Origin of the sequence: Bacillus cereus group sp. MYBK245-2 (assembly GCF_051916145.1) — a bacterium.
Classification (GTDB): domain Bacteria; phylum Bacillota; class Bacilli; order Bacillales; family Bacillaceae_G; genus Bacillus_A; species Bacillus_A pacificus.
The window spans coordinates 190,764-216,776 of sequence record NZ_JBQAGB010000001.1; the positions used below are offsets into that span (position 1 = coordinate 190,764).

Consider the following 26,013-nt stretch of genomic DNA (forward strand, 5'->3'; position numbering starts at 1 on the left):
CAATCTCTCCCTTTTCTCATTTTATAGTGCTGCGTTTACATCTAATCTTTCTTTGATCGAATAATTCGTTTTTAACCAATGCGCAATATTTTCAATATCCGTTGAGAATATACGGTCATTTGTAATAGAAGGCACTTGCTGACGACCTTGATGATAGAAACTTTTCGTCACTGTACTCATGTTTTCAATACCGCGATATTCTGCAGCTTGCATCGCACAAATCATCTCAATTGAAAGAACACGTCTTACGTTTTGAATAATTTGATGTGCATGGCGTGAAGCGATTGTTCCCATACTTACGTGATCTTCTTGGTTAGCTGATGACGGGATTGAATCAACACTCGCCGGATGTGCTAACGTTTTATTTTCAGAAACTAGTGACGCTGCAGCATATTGCATAATCATTGCACCAGACTGAAGTCCTGGTTCTGGACTTAAAAATGGTGGTAAATCGTTTAATTGCGGATTCACTAAACGCTCAATACGACGCTCTGAAATATTTGCAAGTTCTGCCATCCCTACTTTTAAGAAGTCCATCGCAAATGCAATTGGTTGACCGTGGAAATTACCACCTGAAATTACTTTTTCCCCGCCATCAAAGATTAGCGGATTATCCGTTGCTGCATTCATTTCAATTTCTAATTTTTCTTTCACATAATTTAAAACTTGCCAAGAAGCACCGTGTACTTGCGGAATACAGCGAAGTGAATATGCATCCTGCACACGTAGTTCTCCTTGTTTTGTTGTTAATTTACTATCATGAAGGATGTCACGAATTCTGCTCGCTACTTCCACTTGCTCTTTATAACCACGTGCTTTATGAACATTTTCATCAAATGCATCAATAATGCCTTGTAAACCTTCAATTGTCATAGATGCAATGAATTCAGCTTGATAAGCCGTTGCTTCTGCTTCTATATAAGAAAGAACTCCTTGCGCTGTCATCGCCTGCGTACCATTAATTAACGCCAGACCTTCTTTTGCTTCAAGTTCAATTGGCTCAAGACCTTCTTCTGTAAGAGCAACCATCGCATGAACACGTTTCCCCTTATAGAACACTTCACCTTCGCCTAATAATACGAGCGCAAGATGAGATAAAGGTGCTAAATCGCCACTCGCACCAAGTGATCCTTGTTGCGGAATGACTGGATGAATCTTACGGTTCACAAACTCAAGAAGCATATTTACAACGAGCGGCCTAACGCCAGATACTCCTTTAAGCATCGTGTTCGCTCGTAAAATTAACATACCGCGTGATACTTCTTCAGGGAATGGATCGCCTATCCCACATGCATGTGACTGAATTAAATTGTGCTGAAGTGCCTTTACATCATCTTTTTGAATTAGCACGTCACTGAACTTTCCAAATCCAGTTGTAATACCGTAAACGACTTTTCCGTCCTCTACAATTTTCTCAACTACTTCGCGGCACTCTGCCACCTTTTGCATACTAGTTGGACAAGCTGTTACACCTTCCCCTTCAAGTAACAACCTCTTCATTTCTTCAATTGTCAATGTATGTCCCGTTAATGTAATCATTCTTTTTCCTCCTTAAAAAGGCAAAAGGGGGCCTTATCTTTTTAAGACAGACTGCTGTCCTAAAAAAAGTAAGGCCCCCTTCTAACTAATAGACTATGGGCAAATCATATGTGATTAATTCCTAAACCAATCGCCTCATGCTCAGATCCTTTTACAGGTGCACCAATCGTTCCATATAATGCAACAGCAACCCATTCGCCTTCTTTTTTTCCGTCGTATGGTGTACCGCGCACAATCGCAAAGCGAAGTCCTACTGTACGAAGAACGTCTGCTAACTGAATTTGACCTCTCGTCACTCCGTACAAAGCTTCCATAATTGCGTGATAAAGTGCATGTGTTTCTCTGTAAACGTCTGTTTCAATAACTTGGTTGCTCTTAGCCGCTGTTTCCATTGCTGCGACAACCTTTTGCGAATTCATCGAACCCACTTTCCCAGTACAATACTTCCAACCTTTTGGGATAGATAATACAAGGCTTTCATTCTCATCCGCAAGTGCCAACAGCATGGCCATACGACCAATTCGATGTGTTCCTTGAAGAAGCATGTGACTCTCTCATTTCTTTTAATTATTTGAATATTTCTTAATTTAAGAATATATGAAAACGGTTAAATCGTCAATAGTTTAAACTCACATTCAAATAATTTTTTCATCCCCTCCATTTGTGTACACAAATGATTTACACATTTTTTTCAGGCATGCTATAGTCTCACTAACAGATGCAAAGGAGCGAATTTTCAATGACAAAGCGAAAAGATATTCATTTTCGAATTGAAGAAAAATTACTTGAAAGGTTTGAAGCTGCACTCCATTACGAAGGCTTAAAGAAAACCGACGTATTAACACATGCGATTCAGCAATTTTGCACGAAGGTGGAATGTGAAAAAATGAATGATGTAAAACGCCAATATAACGTAAGTAACCATTTACAAACACGTATTGATACGCATAAACATTACGAAGAAAAACAAGTGAATTTAGATAAAGTCGTCATGGAACATTTACAACTTCAAGGAGACGAAAAAATATTAGAGGTTGGGTGCGCTAATGGAAATTTCCTTTCCCTTTTACAAACTAACGGTCATAAAGGCCAACTAACCGGTTTTGATCAATCGAAAACGATGCTTTCTGAGGCAGCAATAAAGAATAGCATAATTGAATGGAGACTAGGTGACGCTGGTAAACTTCCTTTCAAAGCTAATAGCTACAACTGGATCATCGCAAGACACATGTTATATCACATGAAAGATGTCGTAAAAACAATCCAAGGATTCCATAAAGTAATTCGTCCTGGTGGCTCACTTTTAGCTACAACAAATTCTAACGTTACATTACCTCGTATAGTTGAAATGTGTAACCGCATGTTAGACGCATTTGATTTGCCGAAAACAACATCATCAGTCACTCCATTTTGTTTAGAAAATGGTAAAGAGATATTACAGTCTGTTTTTCCAACTGTTGAAGTAGAAGTTATTCATAACGCTCTCGTTTTTCATCATGCTACTCCGATTGTAAACTATATTTCTAGCATGTTTCCATCGCTAAATATACCTGATAATACAATTCTTCACGCGGAAATGAAGGAATGGCTAAAAGAAGAAGTAGAAAATGAATTGTCACTTCATAACGGTATATGGCGCGATCCGAAAACGTTAGCCATTTATCGATGTCAAAAAGAAAAAAGCTAGCATTAGCTAGCTTTTATACATTCTCAGGCAAAAGCTCCTCCATCATCACATTCCCCTTACCACTGTAAAAATTTATATTATGTTCGTTTGTTACTCCAAAATAAGAGGCAATCGCTATTCCAAATGGTACAAATGCATGCCCCTGCGCTGTAATAATGTTTGAATGTTCCACAACTTCTTCATACACAAAATTTTCTACTGGAAAACAATCTAATTTTCTATAATCCATAGTTACTGTATACGAGATTTCTTTGAATAAGCCTGCTTTTGCTAGCGCATAAGGCCCAGCACAAATAGCAGCTACTAATTTTTCTTGTTCGTGAAATTGACGGATGACTGAAAAGAGTCCTGCTGCATCCTTCATATGTATCGCATCTCCGCCTGGAATAATAATTCCCTCATATTCTTCTACACGCACTTCTCTTAATTCTATATGTGGCTGCACTTGCAAACCTGTTTCACTTATAATCAATTCTTTTGTTAAACTCACTGTAATAATTTCATATTTATTTTTCAACAATGCCGTTGCTACCGTAATTTCAAACTCCGCAAATGTTGGATATACGAATAATAGTATTTTTTTCATACCCCTCTCCCCTTTAACCACTTCGCAAAATATGACTCTAATGCATCTACCGCTAATCTATTCGTGTCCACATAAGTTACAGGAAATTGTTTATACCAGTCTTTTTCAGTTTCTACTAATTTAAATTGCTCCTCAAATGTACTTCTGTTTCTTGTTCTATCATTATTTTTTCTATCATATAAATTACTTTCCGATACATCCAAATAAAAAATAGCATCCGAACGACATTCTCTTAATTTATATAATTCATCTTTCAATTCAATTTCTATATCCCACTCTTTCCCTATAACCATTGGGTAAAAAAGTGTATAAAATTCGATGTCTTCTGGCCCACGATCAAAAATCACGACTGAACCTTTTGCATTTTGAAAATCTTTTATTTTAGCTTCTATAAACATTTTTTGATTTGCTATAAACCCTTCTTTTGAATTCATATCCAACTTTAATCGCTTTCGCTTTTCTACAATTGGATAAGGATTTTCATATATAACTGAAAACCCACATCGCTCTAACCTTTTAGCCAATGTCGTTTTTCCGCTTGCCATCGGTCCTTGGAGTGAAATTACATATGCCATTCCTCTCATTCCCTTGCGCTTTAGTAAAACTATAATATACAGAATCTTGAAAACTATCAACAAAATATATATCATCTTGTTTCTTATTCTTATCTAACATATAATAAAAAATAGAGATTATGACGGACGCATCAATAATGTAAGCTTGGAAATCCAAGCTTACATTATTTTTTGCTTTCCCTTTTCTAATAAAAAGAGTATACTAAATTAGAACGTATGTTCTTAATGATTACATACAGTAAGGAGATAGAACAAAATGGTATACGACACAAAAGCAATTTCTTGGAATGAGTCTTTAAAACAACTTCAACGCCGCTATACAAACAAACAAGTTGACCGAAAAGAATTTGAGGATATTGAACTGATGGAATTCTTCCGCGATAACGACTACATTTCTTTACCTACACATATAAGCGGCCTATCAACAGCACGTTTTACTTCTTACTCTATTTTCACAACTGAAGATAAAGATCGTAAAGTTGGCACATTAATCATTGAATATGTAGAAGATGATAATAATAATTTATGTGTTGAACAACTATACTTCGTTTAAATGATAACGCTTGGTCAAAATGACCAAGCGTTCTTGCTTTCTATGAATCTCACTGTTTATAATATGAATAAAAGAAAACCGCAATCATTAAGGGGGGATACGCTTGCTCGAAGGATGGTTCAGTTGGTTTATTGTGCTATGGACTGTTATTTTATTAGGACTTATGTCTATCGGTGGATACTTTATGTTCAGAAAATTTTTAAAACGATTACCAAAAGAAGATGGTATGTCCATTTTAGATTGGGAAGAGCACTATATTAATAAAACTAGGCATTTATGGAATGATGAACAAAAACAATTATTAGAAGAGCTCGTAAGTCCTGTTCCAGAACTATTTCGCGATGTCGCTAAATCAAAAATTGCTGGCAAAATCGGAGAACTTGCCTTACAAGAAAAAGCCTCTCAAATTACACAAGATTTAATTATTAAAGGGTATATTATCGCTACACCAAAACGTGATCATAAATTTTTAGTAAAAAAACTACAAGAAAAAGAGATTGATTATTCAAATTATAAAACTTTATTAGCAAAATAATCTTCATTTTTCAAACACGTTAACCGCAAGACTAAACAATTTATACGTTGCGATTGGAACAAAAAATCATTAATAATATCAATAAAAAAACAGCGTCTTTGACGCTGTTTTTTCTGTACAGATATATACTTCACGTTAGTTTCATATCTTTTTCATTATAAAAACCATCTTCTTTTTCCATTTCCTTTTGTAATTTCGTAAAGGAACGGTACATGGCAATTCTCCATGACACAATCATCGCGAACGCCAGTAAGAAGAACATGCCACTAAGTTGTCCTAAATCAAGAGATTGACTTAAGTATGTTTTAAATACAATTCGCACGACAAGTAATCCAATTAATATAAAAACAAAGGCTTTGGAACGCTTCAAATAAATCTCTTGTCCTCTAATTTCAAATTTAGATGTTTTAATAAGAAAAATAGAGAAAAACAAACCTACACCAATCGCTTCTAACATCTCTGCTGGAGTTAATCGAAATTCAGGAAAAACATACATCAATGCTCCCGTACTCATAAAAAATGGTGGAAGTATAATTTTTTTCAATGTTGCAGGTTTCTTAGCTGCTTTTAAACGAATAAACATCGCACCAACAGCCATACAAACAGCAACGATACTGGATAAAACAACTATGTTCATATTTTCTCATCCTTTTTTGTGGCTATATGCAAAATATACTTTCATTATATGCTTTTCCGTTAGTATTTCCAACATTTTCACAGAATAATACTAAAAACCCTTAAAACCACCAAATAAACTTGAGAAATATACGATAATTTTCGTCATCCAGTTAAAGTATAAGAAAATACCCATGATAATCATAACGTATCCCCCGATTTTCATGAACTTCATACTATTTCTTTTAATCCAAGACATTTTCGTAATAAAGAATGATAGTACGAAGAACGGGATAGCGAATCCAAGTATATATGCGATCATATAAATCATCGCAGACTCTGGGTTCGTTGCTGCTAATCCAATGACAGACACTAAAATAGGTCCAGTACAAGGAGTCCATCCTGCGGCAAACGCCAATCCAATTAATACTGATCCAAAATAACCACTCGGACGATTCTTAAATGTAAATTTACGGTCTTGCATTAAAAACTTCGGCTTAAATACACCGACAATAATTAAACCGAACACGATGATAAATATACCACCTAACTGTCTAATTAAATCTTTATAATTCGTAAAAATGCCCCCGATAAAGCTTGTACCAAATCCAATTGCAATAAATATAATTGAAAATCCAAGTAAGAAAAACGCTGTATGTATCATACTTCTTTTGCGAAGCATTGCATTTTCTTCTTTCAACTCAGAAACCGACATACCTGTTATGTACGATAAAAATGCCGGATAAAGCGGTAAGCAACATGGGGAAATAAATGATAAAAACCCAGCACCAAACGCTAAAAAAATACTAATATCTTGCATTATTCCACTCCTCTCCTTACATATTGTAGCAAAAACATATAAAAATACTATGAACAATTCGTGAAATCACTTTTCCAACGTGATAATAAGAAAAACTACCCTTTCACACTTTTTCTAAAAAAACGTTTCCATTTCCTTCTATTATATAGAAAAATCTCAATTTGATTATATAACTACTCTAATTGTTATTAACATAACAAAGCTAACATCGTTTCTCAAATGATTAGCATGTTATTCGTATGCCTTATATACATATTATTAAAAAATATTTTTTTCAAATGCTGTCTTTATACAATACAAAGCTGATTTTACAATACTTCTATTATTACTAATTTCAAGATTATGCATAAATATCATACTTTTATTATTATTCTATAAAATGTCATACTTTTCTTTTATTTGACCCTTTATTTTTAATTTTGTATACTTCCCTCTAGTTATATATGTCCGTTACGGAACAATTTCATATAGATGGGAGGAATTTTTCATGCTTCGCTATTCTCTTTTAGTTTTATTAGGAGCGTGTAGTTATGGGATTTTAGCTATTTTCGTTAAACTTGCATATGCAGAAGGGTTTTCACTTGGAGAGGTTATTGGCAGCCAATATTTGTTCGGTTGGATTATTTTGCTTGCTATTACACTTCTATTTTCTAGACATCGTGTTCCATTAAAACAAGCATTAACTTTATTCGTTGCAGGTACATCTGCAAGTTTCACTGGAATTTTTTATTATGCTTCATTAAAAACTGTACCAGCATCTATCGCAATTATACTTTTATTCCAATTCGTTTGGGTCGGAATTATTATTGAAGCAGTCGCAACAAAAACTTTACCTTCAAGAGAAAAAGTTATTTCTGTTATTTTCTTACTCGCAGGTACATTTTTATCAAGTGGTTTACTAGAAAAATCAGCAGGTGATTTCGATACGACTGGAATCATATTAGGTTTATTATCTGCTGTTACATTTGCCACATACATTTTCGTGAGCGGAAAAGTTGCTGTTGAAGTACCTTCATTACCACGCGGTGTTCTTTTAATGGCTGGTGCTTTAACTTTAGTAATGATCGTATTCCCCCCAACATTTATTTTTAACGGTGCAATTTCTGAAGGACTTTGGAAATACGGTTTAGGTTTAGGAACATTCAGTATCGTCATTCCTTCTATCGCCTTTACAATTGGTATTCCAAAGATTGGTTCTGGCTTAGCGACTATTCTTGGCGCTGCGGAACTACCAGTTACAACAATTATGTCTGTATTCATTTTAAAAGAAGCTGTACTATCTTCACAATGGTTCGGTGTATCACTTATTTTAATCGGGATTGCAATCCCGCAAATTGCTTATGCAATGCGTGGACGTTATCGTAAACATCATACACACAAAAAATTGGCAGCATAAACGAGAGAGGATTTTCATTTGAGAATCCTCTCTTTTAATATTATATACTTAATTTAAATACTTAATTTAAATACTTAATTTAAGAAAGAAGGCATTATAAGTGGCAGCAAATCTAGAGCAATTAACTGAGACGCTAATTTCTATTCGTCGAAATTTACATGAGCATCCAGAACTATCATACGAAGAATTTGAAACGACGAAAGCTATAAAGAATTGGTTGGAAGAGAAAAACATTACGATTATAAGTTCTAATTTAGAAACAGGCGTTATTGCTGAAATTTCGGGGAATAGCAACGGAGCGCTTATAGCAATCCGTGCTGATATAGATGCCCTTCCTATTCAAGAAGAAACAAATTTGCCATACGCTTCAAAAATTCACGGTAAAATGCATGCTTGTGGGCATGATTTTCATACAGCTGCTATTATAGGTGCCGCTTATTTATTAAAGGAAAAAGAGTCTTCTCTTAGCGGAACTGTACGCTTTATATTCCAGCCGGCTGAAGAAAGTAGTAATGGTGCTTGCAAAGTCATCGAAGCCGGGCATCTGCATGGTGTGCAAGCTATTTTCGGTATGCATAATAAACCTGATTTACCAGTAGGTACAATCGGTATTAAAGATGGTCCACTGATGGCCGGAGTTGATCGATTTGAAATTGAAATTCACGGAGTTGGTACACATGCAGCTGTACCAGATGCTGGGGTAGACCCTATTGTCGCGTCCTCTCAAATTGTTATGGCACTCCAAACAATTGTAAGCCGAAATATAAGTTCCTCTCATAATGCCGTCGTTAGTGTCACAAACATACATTCAGGAAATACGTGGAATGTTATTCCTGAAAAAGCAACGCTGGAAGGAACTGTACGTACATTCCAAACGGAAACACGTGAAAAGATTCCTGCACTCATGAAACGTATTATTCAAGGAGTTTCTGATGCATTAGGTGTAAAAACAGAATTTCGTTTTTATTCAGGTCCTCCTGCCGTCCATAATGATGAAAGTCTTACTCATTTATGTACACAAACTGCACAGGAAATGTCACTAGACGTGATTACCCCTACTCCTTCCATGGCTGGCGAAGATTTCTCTTTTTATCAACAACACATACCAGGATCATTCGTCTTTATGGGAACGAGTGGTACACATGAATGGCACCATCCCTCGTTCACTATCGATGAACAAGCATTGCCTATCAGCGCAAAATTTTTCGCTTTATTAGCCGAAAAAGCGCTTAAACAATTAACATAAAGAAAAGCCGTTAAGAGTGTGCTTAACGGCTTTTCTTTTAAGTTAAATCTCGTTTTAAAAATACAGTATAAGAAACCCCTAAAAATACGAATAAATAAAGTAGTAGCATACATGATGCAAACGGGAACGTTACTCCATCAATAAAGCTTCCATTCTTTGCAATACTATATAAATCTGTGTTTGCTGGCAATAAATATTTCGCCCAATCATATCTAGTTGCTGCTAGTAATGCGATGTTTCCTGATAAAGCGAGAAATAGTGAAATACCAATCGCGCCTCCGCTAGATCTTGTTAGCACAGAAATCATAAATGCAAACGCTGCATACACAATCGTTGGCAACCACGATAAAATATAATACTTACTAGCCTCTACAAAAATATTTTGTTTTATAATATTTCCATCTTGGAAAATAAATTCGCTCCATGCAGGCTGCTGGAATTTATAAATAACAAGCCCACATAAAATGGAAAAAATCATATTAAATATAAACAATAACGCTGCAAATATGACAATTGCTAAAAACTTAGCTGTCAAAATTTTAAAGCGACTCGCTGGTCGTATCGTTAAAAATTTATATGTTCCCCAGCTATATTCATTCGCAAAAATTGTACTTGCATACACGAGGATAAACGGAAGTAATATTGGAAATACGATAAAGCCTGTATCTCTCATGAAAGAAAGTGGAGAACTACTTGCCGGTGCTGTATCTGTATCTAAATGCTTCATCTTAAGCTGATATTCCTTTACAAGCTCATCCCCAGATCGTTCCGCTAAAATTGCTTCTTTTTCCATGCCTAGCTTTTTCTCAATTTCTACAGTTCGTTCTGTATAATCAGCTTTCCATCCTTTTGTTTCCGGCTCCAGATACTTTACAGTAACCCATCCTAATCCGATTATTAATACTGCAATAACTGCAAATGGAATAATCGTTCGCTTTCGCTTAAATATTTTATACAATTCGTTATACACTAAATTAAACAATATCTTTTCCCCCTGTTAATTCTAAAAATTGCTCTTCTAACGTTTTTCTTTCTTCATATACACGATACACTTGAATGTTTTTCTCAAGCAATGTACGAATAACATTTGGGATTTCTTCATCTTTTACATGAATAAGTAAATCATTACCTTTTATTAAAACATCTTGGTCTAACATTTCTGCCGCTTTATTCGCATCATCTACGCGTATACGGATTGTCTCCATCTCTTCACTTTGATTATGCTGAATATTTTGCGTCGCGACATATTCTCCGTGCTGAATAATGATAACTCTATCACACATTAATTCAACTTCTGAAAGTAAGTGACTAGATACAAGAACAGCTTTTCCTTGTTCATGTGCAATTTTCTTTATGTACATTCTCATTTCATGTATTCCACTAGGATCTAATCCATTCGTTGGTTCGTCTAATATTAATACATCTGGATCATGAATAAGCGCTTGAGCAATTCCTAAACGTTGTCTCATGCCGAGTGAATATGCTTTTACTTTGCGGTCAATTACTTGTCCCATTCCTAACAATTTCACTACTTCATCGATACGTTCTTCTGTCACGTTCCCATTCATTCGTCCGAAATATGTTAAATTTTCATAGCCACTCAAGAAAGGATAAAATTCCGGTGTCTCAATTACTGCTCCAATTTTCGAAGCAGTACTTTCAAATTGTTGTTTTACAGATTGACCATCAATCCAAACTTCGCCCTCTGTCATACGAATCATGCCGACCATCATTCTCATTAAAGTCGTTTTTCCAGCGCCATTTGGTCCGAGCAAACCAACTACTTCACCCTTTTTAACTTCAAAACTAATATTTTCTACAAGTGTCTTTGAACCGATTCGCTTCGTTAACCGCTCGACCTTTACAATTGATTGTTCATTTGTCATTCTATACAACCTTTCCTTCCCATTCTTTGTCAGGTCTTTACACTGTAACATGATTATTTTTCTGTGTAAAATAGAAAAAGGCATGATTCCTCATGCCTTTTCCTTGAAATGAAACGAATTTTTATCTTGTAAACTTTGAACAAATCGAAAACATTGCACCATCGATAATAGAAGAATAACAATCATAATTATACTCACTACTACTATTGCATATATTGTAATCGGTGCACTATTTATCCCTTGTATTCCTGTTATTTTCATAAAGATAATCGTAAATAATTTTAAAAATAACATCCCATTAACTAATCCAAAAACAAACGCTGCTCCATAAATAAATAATTGCTCCTGACATAATAAACATAGTACATCATTTCTCTTCCTATTCTCTGCTACATAAGATTTAATTTCTTCTTTCCTCGCTTGCAGAAGAGAATAAGTCATTTTATATGTAATAAACGTACATATGAAAATGACTGCAATAAACAACGTGTAAAAACACATTTGAAATAAAAGTGTAGTCCCTAATTCCCCAGCAACTACTTCATTAAATTGTAGCGATATCATAAAAAACAAAATCATAATACTCATAGCAATCCACATAAATTGCTTCTTCCTTTTGGTAGCAAATGTTCTTATATTTTTTCTCGCTAACCGACATAAAGACATAAAATTCTTCCCCTACCTTATTACATACGCATTCTATACTACTAGTGTATAAAAATATGACATTTTAAACATCGCACTACAATCGGAGTTTTTTCTAAGCCTTTAGTCCTAGAAAACAAAAATGAACATGTTTATCTCTTTAGTATAAACTAAAAAAAGAACAATAAAGCGGAAAGGCAATTATATTGCCTTTCCGCTTTATTGTTTAATGAGGTGTACTTTTTAATAACTTAATTAATCTCATCCTCAACTTCTATTCTTTTCTTCTCTCTTGCAATTTTTAAAAACTCTAGTAGCTCTGGATTGCTATTCATTTTTTTGTAAGCTACTGACATTTCTGCAACAAAATTAGAATCATATAGCTCTTTATATACAACTTCTGTTTTATATAATTTATTTGCCGATACGGGTATGACTGTAATTCCAATCCCCGCTGCTACAAGTCCCATAACTGTTTGATATTCCGTCGCTTCTTGTACGATACGCGGACTAAACCCGACGTCGCGGCAAAGTGATAAAATTGTATCGTATAACGCTGGCCATACTGGTCTCGTAATAAATACAAACGGTTCATCCCGTAAATCTTCTATATGTATTTCATCTTTTTCTGCAAGTGGATGAGCCTTCGGTAAACATAAAGTACACGATAGTTTTTGTATCGGCTCTAATTCTAATAATTGTGTTGGGATTGGTGGACGCAAAAATCCAATATCAATACGATTATCATGAAGTGCATGCACTTGATCTGGAGTAGATAATTCATGTAATGCAACAGACACCCTCGGAAATTTCTTTCTATACTCCCTTACGATAGATGGTAAAATATCATATATCGCCGCACCTACAAAACCAATTGAAAGTGAGCCCACTTCTCCCCTTTGGGCACTTTGTGCAATCTCTACCGCTTTTTCAATTTGTTCGAACGCTTTTTTTACTTCTTTCAAAAACATTTCTCCAGCTTCTGTTAATTCAACCTTTCTCTTCGTTCTTGAAAATAACATAACTCCCATTTCTTTTTCTAATTGCTGAATTTGTTGACTAAGCGGTGGTTGTGTCATTTGTAAACGAGCAGCCGCTCGTCCAAAGTGTAACTCCTCTGCCACTACAACAAAATATTGCAAATGCCGTAATTCCATTTTGGACACCCTTTTCCATTTCAATTAATACGTCTAATATATTAATAACATATAATTTATATATTAGACAAATTTTTCGAATGAACGTATAGTAGAAATTGTTAATTCTTTTTTACAATTTTTATGTAAAAAAAGAAAGAGGTGGTTACTGTATGAAATGGTGGAAATTAAGCGGACAAATTTTACTATTATTTTGTTTCGCTTGGACAGGTGAATGGATTGCAAAACAGGCACACCTCCCAGTTCCAGGAAGTATTATCGGTATTTTTTTATTATTAATCTCATTAAAATTTAACCTAGTGAAAAAAGAGTGGATACAAGACGGTGCAGACTTTTTATTAAAAGAACTTATTTTATTTTTCATTCCTTCTGCAGTCGCTGTCATACGCTACAAAGATACACTATCACAATATGGAATCGATCTCATCTTAATTATTATGATTAGTACACTTTGTGTCACTCTCGTTACAGGACTTTTAACAGAATTGCTACTAAAGCGGAAAGGATCCGTGCAATGATCGGTTTTCTTTGTTTACTATTAACACTATTCACATATTGGATATCGAAGAAAATGTATAAACGCTGGAATTGGAGCTTACTTTCTCCTCTTCTCGTCTGTCCTATTATTTTAATCGCTTTATTACTCGGACTAGACACATCTTATGAAACGTATGAAACTGGAGGCCAATGGTTAACAGAATTATTAAAACCTGCAACAGTTGCTTTTGCATGGCCAATCTATAAATACTTTGATTTACTCAAGAAACATGGAATGGCTATTTTACTTAATGTCATTGTCGGTTCGTTTCTATCAGTTATTACTTCAGCACTACTAGCAAATTATTTTCAAATTGATTCATCGTTAGAACATAGTTTAGCACCTCATATTGTAACGACACCAATTGCAATGGCCATTTCAGAAATGATTGGTGGTATGTCACAATTAACAGCAGTATTTGTTGTTTTAACTGCATTAACAGGAGCATTGCTCGGACCTTCTCTCATTCGTATATGTCGTATTAAAACAGCAATTGCAAAAGGTATTATGTTAGGAACAAGCGCAAATGGAACCGGCACATCAAAAGCATTCGAAATCGGTCCTGTAGAGGGAACGATCGCAAGTTTATCTATGCTTTTAACTGCAGGAGCTAGTTTAGTTATCGTTCCGCTTTTCTTATCGTGGATACATTGAAAAAGCAAGTGTTTACACACTCGCTTTTTTATTTATGTATTTGTTTAAAATCTCATAATCCTCCGGGAAAGATAGCGTTAATTCCTTCATTTCATCTATCCCCTTCCAAGCAATTTCATGTATTAACTCATCAGGATCTTGGATTTTCATACTACCGCCTATTCTTTTTACGACATAATAATGAACGTATACAGGAACCCCATATGTAATCCCTTCCTTTTCGTATATTTTACTTACAACTTCCACATTGTAGCCTGTTTCTTCCCAAACTTCTCGGATACAACATTCCTCTAATGTTTCTCCTTTTTCAAGTCCTCCACTTGGGACGGACCACCTTTTTTCTTCATCCTTTTGTCCTTGTAATACCATTAAAACTTCATTTCTTTCATTTACACATACTGCTGCACAGCCTATCCATCTTTCCATATACATCCCTCCCCTACTACTATTCGGTTCCTTTTTCCTTTTCTCCTTGAAAAAAGAGGAAAAAAGGAAAACGATGACGAAAATTTACATCAACTTCATAGGCAGTTCCTTCTTAGAAATTAAAAACGGAAGGATGAAAGCATGATTTCTAAATATGTTGTAGAATGTGTCTTTTGCGAAGAAAATCGAAAACCTCGCCAGGCTATCGTCACAGTTCCAGCTACTACTCAGCTACTAGCTATTGAAAAAGTGCGTGCAGAATGTAAACGTCGTTTCGGAAAAGCTTTATTATTACAAACTGAAATTAAAGAAGAAATAGTTTTTGAACAAAAAGAAAGCTGACCAATTTATGGTCAGCTTTCATATCCGATCATATTTTCACATGAAGATTAGGGGCATCCTCTTTAAGGATCGGGATTTTCCCATTATGTACGTTCCATAATGGTCATCGAACAATATATTTCTATACAATTAAATATTGAATAGAATAGGGCAAAACTTGTTCGCATTTTTAGAAAAGGGATAGGGATATAATTCAAGTAGTACTTCGAATACTCGAACTTTACACTCATTATATTAAAGCAAATCCTTTTATATGGGAAATATGAATTACTTACATAATTCATTCGTAAAACATATTAGTTTGCTATATTATTTTTATTCCATGAATAACATGCATCCAGCTAGAACTGGTGTCATAATCATTGAAAACTTCAAAAGCATACTTGGTGCATAATTTGTAAACTTCGCCCCAATATACGCTCCTAACATCGTCCCAATTAATACTTGCAATAATAATATATGATCTAGGTAGCCTTCTGAACTATATCCTAGCCCACCTCCAATCGCAATTGGCAATATAACCAGCATTGTTGTTCCTACAGATTGCTGGATCGTTAATCCTAATAGAAACATTAATCCAAGTTGAATAAATGGTGCAGAACCTATCCCGAATGAACCAGCCATCATTCCAGTGACTAATCCAAGACATATACATTTCATTATGTTCTCTTTCGAAAAATCTTTAATCTCTGCTAAAAGTAACTCTTCCCTATTTTGAAACTTAATTAATTTAATAAACATAAAAATTGCAGATAAAAATAACATCCCAGCTGTAAACCAATGAAGAAGATGTCCTGGTATAAGTGAACCAATTTTTGAACCGATATAAGAACCAAGCGCTCCACATCCCCCAACAATCCCGCCTATAGTAAGTACTACATTTCCTTCACGATAATGACTTATAACCCCAGATAATGTCGTAAATGCCATAGCAGTTAAAGACGTTGCAAGTGCAACGTGAATAGGAATATGGAATACTAAAGTGAGTATCGCGATAATAAACCCGGCTCCCCCAGCTCCAACAAACCCTAATAAAATCCCCATTACTAACATCGTTATAATAATTGCCACATACTCTCCCTCCAGTAAGGCAATTATCCACCATATTCTTTCTTCTACACAAATAAAAAGCATCCATCTAGGATACTTTTTATTTCAATACTATGTACTTAATCTTGATTAATCAAAATAACCGCGGGGCCAGCGACTACTACTCCAGCTACTTCGATTTTTTCAAATTCCTTTACTGTAATAGATATAACGCCTTCTCTTTCCATCAATTCTTTACTCAGGACATCAGTCGGTATAGCTTTCACCGTCTTACCTCCTTTTCATTTATACAATATGCCAAAAACAACTTAACGCATCTATATATATGCATCACCTCCGCTTTCATTCCTTATTCCCTTCAAAACCCTTCTCTCCCTTCCATAACGTATTGAAAAATAAAAAAGCACTCGCAATCGCGAATGCTTTTTCATTATTTACTTTCTATTACTTTTAACATTCTATTAATAAATGCTGCCGATTCCCCACGCGTTGCAGAACCTTTCGGCATAAATTCATTATTTTCATTTCCTTTTACAATACCTAATCCATAAACACGTTGTACAGCTTGTTTATCATATGCTAAATCTTGATCTGAGAATGGTAACGAGACTAAGTTACCTTTAATTTTTTTATATTGCAGTGCACGGTCAATCATGATAACAGCTTCATCTCGTTTAATCGTATCGTTTGGAGCAAATATACCATTTCCTCTACCACTTATTATCCCAGCACTTGCTGCACGATTAATACCATCTATTAGCGATGGATGTGCTGTATTTAAGTCATTAAAATTCGATGATCCTTCAGGTAGCTGCAATGATCTTGATATTAAATTTGCAAATTCACCACGTGTCACAAGGCGCTCTGGCCAATAAGAACCTTTTCCATCTCCAACCATAATACCGCGCTTATCTAATTCACGAATGTCTGCTTCATACCAACCACCCGTTATATCATCTTTATGGTTCGCATCATAATAAACTTTTGTTCCTTGCAAGAATGGTTCCCACCCATTATTTTTAATCATAATGGCTGGACAAATCTTCCCACTCCAAAATTGATGTTTTTTCACATTTTCTAAAGGAATATTTAATTCCCCCATTAAATAAGCTGCTAGTTTACGAGCATTTTCAACAGCTTTATTGTAATCACCATCTTCGTTTACAGCAATTTCAATCGCAATTGATTCTCGATTCCCAGTTCCTTCTGCCCCATCTCCTGCATGCCAAGCATTTTCGTTTAATGGCAGGTGTTGATAAATCTCTTTATCGTCTACCGTAAAGTGCCACGACGCTGAACGATCTTCCGTTCCCGTTGCTTGGTTATATAAATATATCGCATGGTTTCTAGCATTTGCCCCAACACTATAATTATCGGTCTCATGAATCGTAATATACTTCGGGTTCATCGCATAACCTGGACGAATATTTTCATTTCCTTTTGGTACAATCATTTCTTTTAAAGGTACACCATAAATATCCGTTGTTTTCTCTTCTATTGGGGCAACATACATAGCTGCTGCACGTTTTGTACGTGTTGGTGCTGCATCTTGTATAAGTGAAGCTTTTGTTCCTTCAAATTTTGCTGAAGGTGAATGAATCCATTTCATCTCATTATTTATTTTTACTTGGAACCATTCTCCTGCCTGTCCAATTGCTTGAATAGTTTGCGGCTCCAATACATTTTCTTCTTTGTATGAAGTAAATGGTTCAGAGTAAGTAGAGCTTCCTTCATTAATAACTAACTTTTCACTTAATAACGGGTGAATTTCTTTAACCTCTACATTTCCATCACTATTTTGTATCCATCCCGTTCCCGATGAAGTTTGAACATAGTAAGCGTTTCCTTTTCTCTTCTCAGCTTTTACGACTTGATTCGAAATACGAATCCCTGTCTCTTTTTGAAAATTACTAGAATCGTATAAAGGTACTTCTTTCACTATATGTACAAGAAACTCACCTTGCACTTCACTTCTTACTCCTCTATCTTCCCCTCGACCATCTTCATCTTTCATATGGTTTTCAATACTTTTTAAAGCTTGTTCATCGGATGAAACTGTAACAGTTTTTCCAAGCTCATTAGCATAGGAATAATTTGGAATCGTCACCATACTAAATACAATTGATGCAGCTAAAACATTATAAAATCCTTTTTTCATCATAAATACTTAACACGCATATCATTAAATTCGTGTTAAAATTCCCCTCCTCAACCAAAATATAGATTATCTACTAAACTATTAAGCAACATAACCATTTACAATATAACAGACTCATTTCAATTCGTATAGATAGGAATGACTACTATTTGCCTACATTTACTATATTGGAATATAAAAAGAAGCTATAATATATAGCTTCTCTCTACGTTTCTTCAATCGTTATGCACCTTATATTCCACAACTTTACCATCTCTATCAAATTGTAAAACAAGATGTTCACTATCTATGGGAATAAAGCCACGTTCAGTTCCAAGATAGTACGAAGTGATAACCCCGTTTTCTCCATTTCTCGTTTCAGTAGGCGTTCCTAATAATTGTGTAATTTCTTCATTTGATTTTCCTGTTAATTTATATTTTTGCAATAGATCATCTACCATATGTACCCGTTTATCTTCAGCATGTAACCACCGATCTTGGTTAAACTTGGAAGTGTACGTATTCATACTTAATTGTGCAGTACATACTACTAACGGAATAAGTGCTACTATTAACACCCCCGATATTTGCTTCTTTTCTTCATTACGATTTTTAGCAACATATAAGATCGACTTTTGAATCATAACTAATAAAACAAATGGCATGGCTATTATAAAAATGCTCGTTACACTTAATGACGTATGAGCCATACCAATAATAAACATAAAAGCAAGATACATGAGTATATACAAACAAATATAAACATACAAAATACCCCTTAATATAACACTCAGAAAGCCCACCTCTTTTTAATTCATTATATAATTCATTCGATTAATGGTTTCTCGAAGTTTTTCCAACTCTTGACCTGTATATATTACTTTCCCCGTTAAGAATTCATTTCTGAAGAACGATACAATTTGCTCTCTATCTTTTAATCTCGGCGTTTTTTCTTCAGAAAGATCTAGCACTTCTTTCCCATTCTCATTATAAAAATATACAATCGGATTTATGTTTTCCTTTACAATATCAACTTGCATTTCTTTCAAACAATTGTATAGAATATGAGATAGTTTCTTCGCTCTATATACTGGGTTCCCTTCATTTTTCACTTGTATCGTTAATGAATCTTCACCTGTAATATATTCAAACGTCTCTTCTTTCTCTATCTCTTGTTGATACTTGCCAATTTCATCAATCATAAATGAATATGTACTAGCATTTTCTTTCGTTAAGCCATGAATTAATTTCCCTGTCCATTCTTTCGTTTCAAGTACATACATACCCGTTTTACTTAAAACAAGATGATGAATTCGAAAATCATTTCTTCCATGCTGATTCCTCATAAAAACATTCGGCATTATATGAAATTCATTATCTAGTATTATGCCTTGCTCTACGAAGCCACGCTTCATATATTGTAATGTTTCGTGCGTACTCACTTCGGCTCCATTTTTCGTATACTCTCGCAAATCTGCAATTAACTTTTGAAACATATGTATTTCGTTACTATGTTTTTCTTGCATTTCACTGCGTTCTTTACTATGTTGCACAGCTAATTGATTTTTCATCATACGCATATTTTCAAGTTCTCTAGCTGCACTTATTTGTAAATCATTGTATTTTTTCTGTTCCATATTTTTTAATGTATTTTGCTGCTCTTTATGTTCTGTAACCGTAGCTGCAATTTCATTTTCGTACGTTTCAATTGCTTGTTTCTTTTCAAATTCCGCTTGCTGGCTCTCTGATTCTAGCTGTTTATTTTTATAAAACAGCACGAATACTGCAGCTAATAATAATAAAATTACACCTATTAGCACATAATCCATATTTTTTCTCCTTTATTTCATTTTCAATTATTTTTTATAAATATATCTATTATAGTATACTATGGTTTCGATATAGACCTTGTAAAAGTTGTATATTTTTAATAAAAGGTACCTCTGAAGAGATACCTTTTATTTCCACTCTATTGTACACCATACTGAATATAACTTGAATCGTAGTATACCCATTGATTTGTCCCTAAGCAAAGCCATCCATCTTGCTTACTCCATACTCGATACGATTCACCATGATGTAACTGTCTTATAACATTTCCATTTAATGATGGAGCATCACGTAGATTTACATTATCACCAGTAATAGTCGCCACATAATGTTTATACTGAATATAACTCGAATCATTATATACCCACTGATTTGTCCCTAAACAAAGCCAACCACCCTGTTCTCCCCAAACTTCATATGCTTCGCCACGATTCAATTGGCGAATTACACTAGACTGTAAAGATGGTCCACTTCTCAAATTCACATTATCTCCATTAATTATAACAACTCCGTACACTGGAGTTGCATTATTAAACGGGGAAACATTACCTCCACCACTTGCTCCATTCCCTTGTAAAGCTTCTAATGAAACTGCAGCTGATACATCACAATTTCCTACGCCTGAAATTTGTCCAGAATCTGTGTACTGCCACGCTGTCCACTCTGTCCATCCACCAGCATCAGCAGGCGGTGTACTCGAGTATCTAGCAATCCAAAGTGGAATATCACTTAATCCGCTAATTCCGAACTCATTAATATACCAAACTCCTGTATATAACATTACATCTTTTCCAGTAGCCTGTTTCACATAATTTATGAAGCTTCTTGCCCAATTCGATATAGCGCTACCAGTTAAATTACTGTTGCTCGGATCTGTTGGTGATTCTAAATCCAGAACTGGCATTAAGTCTGTGTGGTTACTTTGTAATATACTCACAAAATATTTCGCCTCTGAAATTGCATCATTTTGTTCTGGGCGTGCAAAATGGTATGCACCGATTAATACATTCGCATTTCGTGCTGCTTGTACATTCTTAGTAAAAGTAGGATCAATGTAATTTACACCTTCTGTCGCTTTTGCATACGCCGCTGAAATACCGGATCCCTTCACTGCATTCCAATCAATATTCCCTTCCCAATGAGACACATCAATAAACGTAATATTTGAACTAGATCTATCTTGCATATAAAAGCTCCTATCAATTTTTTCATTTCGTATACATACAATATGTACAACTTTATTAAAGGGTGACGACGTTTATACTATAGACATAAAGAGCAAACATATTTTATAACCAAAGTAAAAAAGCCTTGTAATTACAAGGCCTTTTGTAAACTTCCTTTATTTTGTAGTAAATACATATTATAATACAATCCTTGTTCACTCAGTAATTCTTGATGCGTCCCTCTTTCTACTATCTCTCCATCGTGCATAACAAAAATTTGATCTGCATCTTGTATGGTAGATAATCTGTGCGCAATCGCTATCGTAGTCCGTCCTTTTCGCATTTGCTGTAACGCTGTTTGGATTGCATCTTCAGTTTCTGTATCAATATTTGCTGTTGCTTCATCTAATACTAACACTTTCGGATTCGTTGCTATCGTTCTAGCGAAAGCAATTAATTGTCGTTGACCACTAGAAAATGCAGCTCCTCTTTCTACTACTTCCGTTTCATACTGCTCTGGTAATTTTTCAATAAACGTATTCGCTTGCACAAATTGTGCCGCTTCTTTTACTTCTTCATCCGTAATTTCTTCATTATACATACGAATATTTTGTTTTACATTTCCCGCAAATAAAAATGCATCTTGCAATACAAGTCCTATTTTCTTTCTAATTTCTTGTTCTTCAAATTTCTCTAACTCTACACCATCTATTACAATATTTCCGGAATTAATATTATAGAATCTCAGTAATAAATTCATAATAGTACTCTTTCCGCTGCCAGTGTGCCCAACGAAAGCAACCGTTTGCCCTTGTTTCACGTGAAAAGATACATTTTTTAAAACATCACGTTTTCCATCGTACGAAAAAGTAACATTTTTAAATTCAATATCTCCATTAATAACTTGAGGATTTCCATCCCCTTTTTGAACTGGCGCTAAATCTTTCTCATCCATTAAATGAAATACACGTGATGATGAAACCAGTGCCTGTTGGAAAAATGATAATTTCATCATCATCTCATTTACAGGCTGGAAAAAACGATGTATATAGTTAACAAACGCATATAAAACGCCTACTTCAACAGGACTCTTCAAAGCATCAATTCCAAATAAACCAAGTACTAACGCAATAGCTACAATATGAACTAAATCAGTTGCTGGACGTAAAAGCAATGCATCTAACTTTAATGTACGTCGCCCTGCACTATAATGTTTATTATTCACTTCTTCAAATTCTTTTCTCATGCGCTTTTCTTGTCTGAACACTTGAACAATATTCATCCCTTGAATGGACTCGTTTAACTTTGCATTTAACACACTTAATTGATTACGGACTTCTAAATAAAAAGCTGCACTTTTCCGGCGATATAGCACCATAATCGCAAACATGATCGGAATTAATACGAGAGAAAATAGCGCTAATTTTACATTTAATAAAAACATCGCTACTAAAATCCCTACTAAAAATACGATATTTTTAACAAATGTTGATAATACACTGACATAAAAATCTTTAATTGCTTCTGTATCATTCGTTATGCGCGATACGAGCGTACCAATCGGCGTACGATCAAAGAAACTTAATGACAACTTTTGAACATGCTCATATACTTCAACACGCATATCTTGAACAATTTTAAAAGCAATATTTTGAAAATATAACAAGTCTAAATAAGTAAATAATACTTTTAATAAGTGAGCAACAATATACACTACAAATAAAGTAACAAGTGCTGATTGATCAAAGTTACGTGGTACTAAGTGTTCATCAAGAAATTGTTTAATTAAAAAAGGACCCATCATTTCTGTTACAGTTGCACCAACTAGAAATAAAAATGCTAATGCTAACAGTCCTTTATATGGCCTCATATAAGACAGTAATCTTCTTAAATCGCTCTGTTTTTTCTCAGCCATCATACGCCTCCTTTCTCGACTAATGCTTCTAACTGCTGGCTTTCATACATTTCTTTATACCAACCATGTTCTTTCATTAGTTGTTCATGTGTACCTCGTTGTACAATTCTACCTTCATCCACAACAAGAATAAGATTGGCATGCTGAATTGCACTTAAACGATGGGCAGTAATAATTGTCGTTTTCCCTGCTCTTTCCCTCTTTAAAGCATTTAAAATTGTTTCTTCTGTTTTTGCATCTACTGCTGATAAACAATCATCTAAAATTAAAATTTCAGCATTCGTTAATAAAGCACGCGCAATAGAAATCCTCTGTTTTTGACCTCCAGATAACGAAACGCCTCTTTCTCCTACTACTGTTTCATATCCTTCTGAAAATTGGAGAATATCATTATGAATACAAGCAATCTCTGCGGCCCGAGTAATTTCATTATATGTAGCATCCGCCTTTCCAAAGGCAATATTCTCCCCAATACTTGCTGAAAATAAAAAATGATCTTGCGGCACGTATGAAATGGCAGAACGGACACCGTAAAGTGTTACATCGCGAATATCCCGCTCCCCAACTTTTAACTCACCATTAAAATGATCATACTCACGTATTAAACATTTTAATAAAGTCGTTTTCCCTGCACCTGTACGTCCTACAATCCCTAACGTTTCCCCCTTCTTCAAATCAAAGTGAATATCCGTTAAATGTAACAGTTCATTTTTCTTATACGAAAACGAATCGACCGCAAATGAAATATCACCGCTCGCTATTGTATGCACAGCATTTTCTCTATTTACTACATCTGATTTTTGTGAGAGGATTTTTTCTACACGGTCATACGAAGCACGCCCACGCTCCATAATATTAAACAGCCATCCAAACGCTAACATCGGCCAAACGAGAGTACCTAAATATGTCGTAAATGTAACGAGATCACCTACTGTTAATTCACCTCTCACAACTAATACTGACCCGTAACATACTGCAATTAAAAAAGAAAAACCTACGATAAGAGCGATTGTTGGATCAAATAACGAATCAATACGTGCAACTAACATATTTTTATGTACGACATCTTCTGATTTTTTTCGGAACGCTTGTAAATCTTCTTTTTCTTGTCCAAGCGATCGAATTACCTTCATCCCACTCATACTCTCTTGCACTTTATCATTGATTTCCGAAAACGATTGCTGTGCTTTATGAAACCTTTTATGTAATAAAGTGCCGTAATAATTTGTCGATATTGCTACAATCGGCATTGGAATTAAGCTTAACAATGTTAACTTCCAACTAATTGTAAAACCCATCGCTACGAGTACACATCCTCCAACAGCTAATGAATCAACAAGTGTTAAAACACCCGCCCCAGCAGTTTGCTGAATTGCTTGAATATCATTGGTCGCATGCGCCATTAAATCACCTGTTCGATTTGACTGATAGAAAGATGGACTCATCTTTGTAAAATGTTCATACAAATTTTTCCGTAATTGGCGAGCTAACTTTAATGAAGACCCAAAAATCATAATGCGCCACACGTAACGTAATATGTACATCGTAATACCTACGAGCACTAAGAGTACAACCCATTTTAGTAACTTATCAGTCGTTAATGTTCCATCGTTAATTTCATCTACAACAATCCCAATCACTTTTGGTGCTACAAGTTCTAAAAGTGCGACGCCAAATAATAAAATAATTCCGGTTATGTACGCTCGTTTTTCTTGTTTAAAAAACCACGCTAAATTCATAAATACTTTCATATTTTTCCTCCTCCCTTAAAATGAGCGATGTTTTCAGTTTACCAAAAATACAGAATTTTTAAAAGTTTTAAACTCTGTCTATATCAAAAAGAAAAGACACTCTTAGCGAGTGTCTTTTAGCGCTTATTTCATTTGTTGCTTGTTCATCGCGCTCATCATTTGATTGATTTTCTTTTGGGAAGGTTTTTGTCCCATTTGCATCATCATCATTTTTAACATTTGTTCGTTAATTGGTGGATTTTTTTGTAAGTAATTCATCATGTATTTGCGGGCAATGAAAAATCCTAACGCCACGCCTGCTACTAGTGCTACTACGCCCACTAGAATACCTAACCAAATTGGCATATATTTTCCTCCTTCATGTTGTCTACCTTACAGTGTACTAAAACCTTTTCAATAAGACAAGATACAATTCGACATTTTTTACACATATGTTCGTACTTGTTTTAGAGGATTCAGCCATCCGTACTTTGTATTTTCATAATCCATAGCTAAAAATGTTAATTCACACTTCCGAAGCACCTCAAAGAAAGTCGTTTCCATAGAAACATTTCCAGAGGTATTCATGCGAATATAGTGTGGTTTCACCATTATTTCGCCATATTCTGCCCCTGTATAAAGTGTATGTGTATGATGTGTTCGATCATATTTACCAAGAACGCGCAAAGCTTGTTCTAATTTATGATGAATTTTCATTACTTGTAACGGCATCGTTATATACATCATTTGTTTATATAGCACTTTTTTCTCCGAAAGGGACCCAGATTCTGAAAATCGAGCAAATAAATCAAAAAACAAATATTCACGACCAAAGTAAGCTTTCGCAATATCCTCTTGAATTAAATACAATTCATACGTTTTCATCTTTCGCCTCCCAATCTGGACAACCTTTTCTCTTCATTATATAGAAGAAATTTTGCAATGATTGTCTGACTGCGGAGAGAGAAAAAACTTTTTCTGTCGA

The 26,013-nt window shown here is 34.9% G+C and carries 29 protein-coding genes and 1 pseudogene; 8 read left to right on the forward strand and 22 right to left on the reverse strand.

What is annotated here, in order from left to right:
• Positions 1-21: 21 nt before the first annotated feature.
• Positions 22-1,539: a histidine ammonia-lyase gene (gene hutH, locus ACTFRN_RS00955; protein ID WP_088106461.1), complete on the reverse strand. Its 1,518-nt coding sequence runs from the start codon at positions 1,537-1,539 to the stop codon at positions 22-24.
• Between the two features lie 104 nt (positions 1,540-1,643).
• A complete protein-coding gene (gene hutP, locus ACTFRN_RS00960; protein ID WP_087967222.1) occupies positions 1,644-2,084 on the reverse strand; it encodes a hut operon transcriptional regulator HutP in 441 nt (146 codons plus the stop codon).
• A 194-nt stretch (positions 2,085-2,278) separates the two neighbouring features.
• Here hutP and ACTFRN_RS00965 point away from each other — a divergent pair, with 194 nt between their 5' ends.
• A complete protein-coding gene (locus tag ACTFRN_RS00965; protein ID WP_140383341.1) occupies positions 2,279-3,226 on the forward strand; it encodes a class I SAM-dependent methyltransferase in 948 nt (315 codons plus the stop codon).
• Between the two features lie 13 nt (positions 3,227-3,239).
• On the opposite strand, the gene ACTFRN_RS00970 is transcribed toward ACTFRN_RS00965, so the two are convergent.
• A complete protein-coding gene (locus ACTFRN_RS00970; RefSeq protein WP_088106460.1) occupies positions 3,240-3,812 on the reverse strand; it encodes a DJ-1/PfpI family protein in 573 nt (190 codons plus the stop codon).
• Positions 3,809-4,387: an AAA family ATPase gene (locus ACTFRN_RS00975; protein ID WP_088106459.1), complete on the reverse strand. Its 579-nt coding sequence runs from the start codon at positions 4,385-4,387 to the stop codon at positions 3,809-3,811. Before ACTFRN_RS00975 ends, ACTFRN_RS00970 begins: the two co-directional genes overlap by 4 nt.
• Positions 4,388-4,643: 256 nt before the next feature.
• On the opposite strand from ACTFRN_RS00975, the gene ACTFRN_RS00980 reads away from it, so the two are divergent.
• Positions 4,644-4,940 (forward strand): hypothetical protein, encoded by a 297-nt coding sequence (locus ACTFRN_RS00980; RefSeq protein ID WP_000262403.1) that lies wholly within the window; start codon positions 4,644-4,646, stop codon positions 4,938-4,940.
• Between the two features lie 103 nt (positions 4,941-5,043).
• Positions 5,044-5,475, forward strand: coding sequence for a DUF2621 domain-containing protein (locus ACTFRN_RS00985; RefSeq protein WP_042989588.1), 432 nt, complete (start codon positions 5,044-5,046; stop codon positions 5,473-5,475).
• A gap of 130 nt (positions 5,476-5,605) precedes the next feature.
• Here the strand turns inward: ACTFRN_RS00985 and ACTFRN_RS00990 are convergent, their stop codons facing one another.
• The 3 genes and pseudogenes from ACTFRN_RS00990 to ACTFRN_RS01000 form a co-directional block, all read right to left on the reverse strand.
• On the reverse strand, positions 5,606-6,112 hold the full coding sequence (locus ACTFRN_RS00990) for a CcdC family protein (RefSeq protein ID WP_001028639.1): 507 nt from the start codon (positions 6,110-6,112) through the stop codon (positions 5,606-5,608).
• Between the two features lie 90 nt (positions 6,113-6,202).
• The gene (gene ccdA / locus ACTFRN_RS00995; protein ID WP_001152682.1) at positions 6,203-6,910 is read right to left on the reverse strand and encodes a cytochrome c-type biogenesis protein CcdA; all 708 of its coding nucleotides are present in this window, start codon (positions 6,908-6,910) and stop codon (positions 6,203-6,205) included.
• Positions 6,911-6,926: 16 nt separating this feature from the next.
• A pseudogene (locus tag ACTFRN_RS01000) lies at positions 6,927-7,070 on the reverse strand (peptidase T).
• A gap of 327 nt (positions 7,071-7,397) precedes the next feature.
• On the opposite strand from ACTFRN_RS01000, the gene ACTFRN_RS01005 reads away from it, so the two are divergent.
• Positions 7,398-8,306, forward strand: a complete 909-nt coding sequence (locus ACTFRN_RS01005) for an EamA family transporter (protein WP_088106458.1) — start codon at positions 7,398-7,400, stop codon at positions 8,304-8,306.
• 100 nt (positions 8,307-8,406) lie between these two features.
• Complete coding sequence (locus tag ACTFRN_RS01010) at positions 8,407-9,552, forward strand: M20 peptidase aminoacylase family protein (protein WP_088106457.1); 1,146 nt, start codon at positions 8,407-8,409, stop codon at positions 9,550-9,552.
• 37 nt (positions 9,553-9,589) lie between these two features.
• Here ACTFRN_RS01010 and ACTFRN_RS01015 read toward each other — a convergent pair whose 3' ends face one another.
• From ACTFRN_RS01015 to alsR, 4 genes are all read right to left on the reverse strand, one after another.
• Positions 9,590-10,534, reverse strand: a complete 945-nt coding sequence (locus tag ACTFRN_RS01015) for an ABC transporter permease (protein WP_000482765.1) — start codon at positions 10,532-10,534, stop codon at positions 9,590-9,592.
• Positions 10,527-11,438, reverse strand: a complete 912-nt coding sequence (locus ACTFRN_RS01020) for an ABC transporter ATP-binding protein (protein ID WP_000180642.1) — start codon at positions 11,436-11,438, stop codon at positions 10,527-10,529. The genes ACTFRN_RS01015 and ACTFRN_RS01020 overlap by 8 nt, the downstream gene beginning before the upstream one ends.
• Before the next feature lie 90 nt (positions 11,439-11,528).
• On the reverse strand, positions 11,529-12,104 hold the full coding sequence (locus ACTFRN_RS01025) for a DUF2304 family protein (RefSeq protein ID WP_074568256.1): 576 nt from the start codon (positions 12,102-12,104) through the stop codon (positions 11,529-11,531).
• A gap of 230 nt (positions 12,105-12,334) precedes the next feature.
• Positions 12,335-13,240 (reverse strand): acetoin biosynthesis transcriptional regulator AlsR, encoded by a 906-nt coding sequence (gene alsR, locus ACTFRN_RS01030; RefSeq protein WP_000423223.1) that lies wholly within the window; start codon positions 13,238-13,240, stop codon positions 12,335-12,337.
• Between the two features lie 152 nt (positions 13,241-13,392).
• Between alsR and ACTFRN_RS01035 the strand changes: the two genes are divergently transcribed.
• On the forward strand, positions 13,393-13,758 hold the full coding sequence (locus ACTFRN_RS01035; RefSeq protein WP_000872364.1) for a CidA/LrgA family holin-like protein: 366 nt from the start codon (positions 13,393-13,395) through the stop codon (positions 13,756-13,758).
• Positions 13,755-14,432, forward strand: coding sequence for an LrgB family protein (locus tag ACTFRN_RS01040; protein ID WP_000578951.1), 678 nt, complete (start codon positions 13,755-13,757; stop codon positions 14,430-14,432). The genes ACTFRN_RS01035 and ACTFRN_RS01040 overlap by 4 nt, the downstream gene beginning before the upstream one ends.
• Before the next feature lie 12 nt (positions 14,433-14,444).
• Here ACTFRN_RS01040 and ACTFRN_RS01045 read toward each other — a convergent pair whose 3' ends face one another.
• Positions 14,445-14,858, reverse strand: coding sequence for an NUDIX hydrolase (locus tag ACTFRN_RS01045; protein WP_074568255.1), 414 nt, complete (start codon positions 14,856-14,858; stop codon positions 14,445-14,447).
• Between the two features lie 141 nt (positions 14,859-14,999).
• On the opposite strand from ACTFRN_RS01045, the gene ACTFRN_RS01050 reads away from it, so the two are divergent.
• Positions 15,000-15,200, forward strand: a complete 201-nt coding sequence (locus ACTFRN_RS01050) for a DUF3903 domain-containing protein (RefSeq protein WP_000624205.1) — start codon at positions 15,000-15,002, stop codon at positions 15,198-15,200.
• A 315-nt stretch (positions 15,201-15,515) separates the two neighbouring features.
• Here ACTFRN_RS01050 and ACTFRN_RS01055 read toward each other — a convergent pair whose 3' ends face one another.
• The 10 genes from ACTFRN_RS01055 to sirA all read right to left on the reverse strand — a co-directional run bounded on the left by ACTFRN_RS01055 (position 15,516) and on the right by sirA (position 25,913).
• Complete coding sequence (locus ACTFRN_RS01055) at positions 15,516-16,271, reverse strand: sulfite exporter TauE/SafE family protein (RefSeq protein ID WP_000974645.1); 756 nt, start codon at positions 16,269-16,271, stop codon at positions 15,516-15,518.
• Between the two features lie 98 nt (positions 16,272-16,369).
• The gene (locus tag ACTFRN_RS01060; RefSeq protein WP_000644411.1) at positions 16,370-16,516 is read right to left on the reverse strand and encodes a BC1881 family protein; all 147 of its coding nucleotides are present in this window, start codon (positions 16,514-16,516) and stop codon (positions 16,370-16,372) included.
• Positions 16,517-16,680: 164 nt separating this feature from the next.
• Positions 16,681-18,408 (reverse strand): S-layer homology domain-containing protein, encoded by a 1,728-nt coding sequence (locus ACTFRN_RS01065; RefSeq protein ID WP_014893551.1) that lies wholly within the window; start codon positions 18,406-18,408, stop codon positions 16,681-16,683.
• 215 nt (positions 18,409-18,623) lie between these two features.
• Positions 18,624-19,190 (reverse strand): hypothetical protein, encoded by a 567-nt coding sequence (locus ACTFRN_RS01070; RefSeq protein WP_088106456.1) that lies wholly within the window; start codon positions 19,188-19,190, stop codon positions 18,624-18,626.
• A gap of 6 nt (positions 19,191-19,196) precedes the next feature.
• Positions 19,197-20,216 carry a nuclease-related domain-containing protein gene (locus ACTFRN_RS01075; protein ID WP_000386802.1) on the reverse strand — a complete coding sequence of 340 codons (1,020 nt, stop codon included), beginning with the start codon at positions 20,214-20,216 and terminating at the stop codon, positions 19,197-19,199.
• A 140-nt stretch (positions 20,217-20,356) separates the two neighbouring features.
• Positions 20,357-21,403 carry a GH25 family lysozyme gene (locus ACTFRN_RS01080; RefSeq protein ID WP_001154090.1) on the reverse strand — a complete coding sequence of 349 codons (1,047 nt, stop codon included), beginning with the start codon at positions 21,401-21,403 and terminating at the stop codon, positions 20,357-20,359.
• A 131-nt stretch (positions 21,404-21,534) separates the two neighbouring features.
• Positions 21,535-23,298 carry an ABC transporter ATP-binding protein gene (locus ACTFRN_RS01085; RefSeq protein ID WP_000818393.1) on the reverse strand — a complete coding sequence of 588 codons (1,764 nt, stop codon included), beginning with the start codon at positions 23,296-23,298 and terminating at the stop codon, positions 21,535-21,537.
• The gene (locus ACTFRN_RS01090) at positions 23,298-25,049 is read right to left on the reverse strand and encodes an ABC transporter ATP-binding protein (protein ID WP_000862464.1); all 1,752 of its coding nucleotides are present in this window, start codon (positions 25,047-25,049) and stop codon (positions 23,298-23,300) included. Before ACTFRN_RS01090 ends, ACTFRN_RS01085 begins: the two co-directional genes overlap by 1 nt.
• Positions 25,050-25,172: 123 nt before the next feature.
• Positions 25,173-25,394: a YneF family protein gene (locus tag ACTFRN_RS01095; protein ID WP_001123317.1), complete on the reverse strand. Its 222-nt coding sequence runs from the start codon at positions 25,392-25,394 to the stop codon at positions 25,173-25,175.
• 78 nt (positions 25,395-25,472) lie between these two features.
• The gene (gene sirA, locus ACTFRN_RS01100; protein ID WP_000860645.1) at positions 25,473-25,913 is read right to left on the reverse strand and encodes a sporulation inhibitor of replication protein SirA; all 441 of its coding nucleotides are present in this window, start codon (positions 25,911-25,913) and stop codon (positions 25,473-25,475) included.
• Positions 25,914-26,013 lie beyond the last annotated feature (100 nt).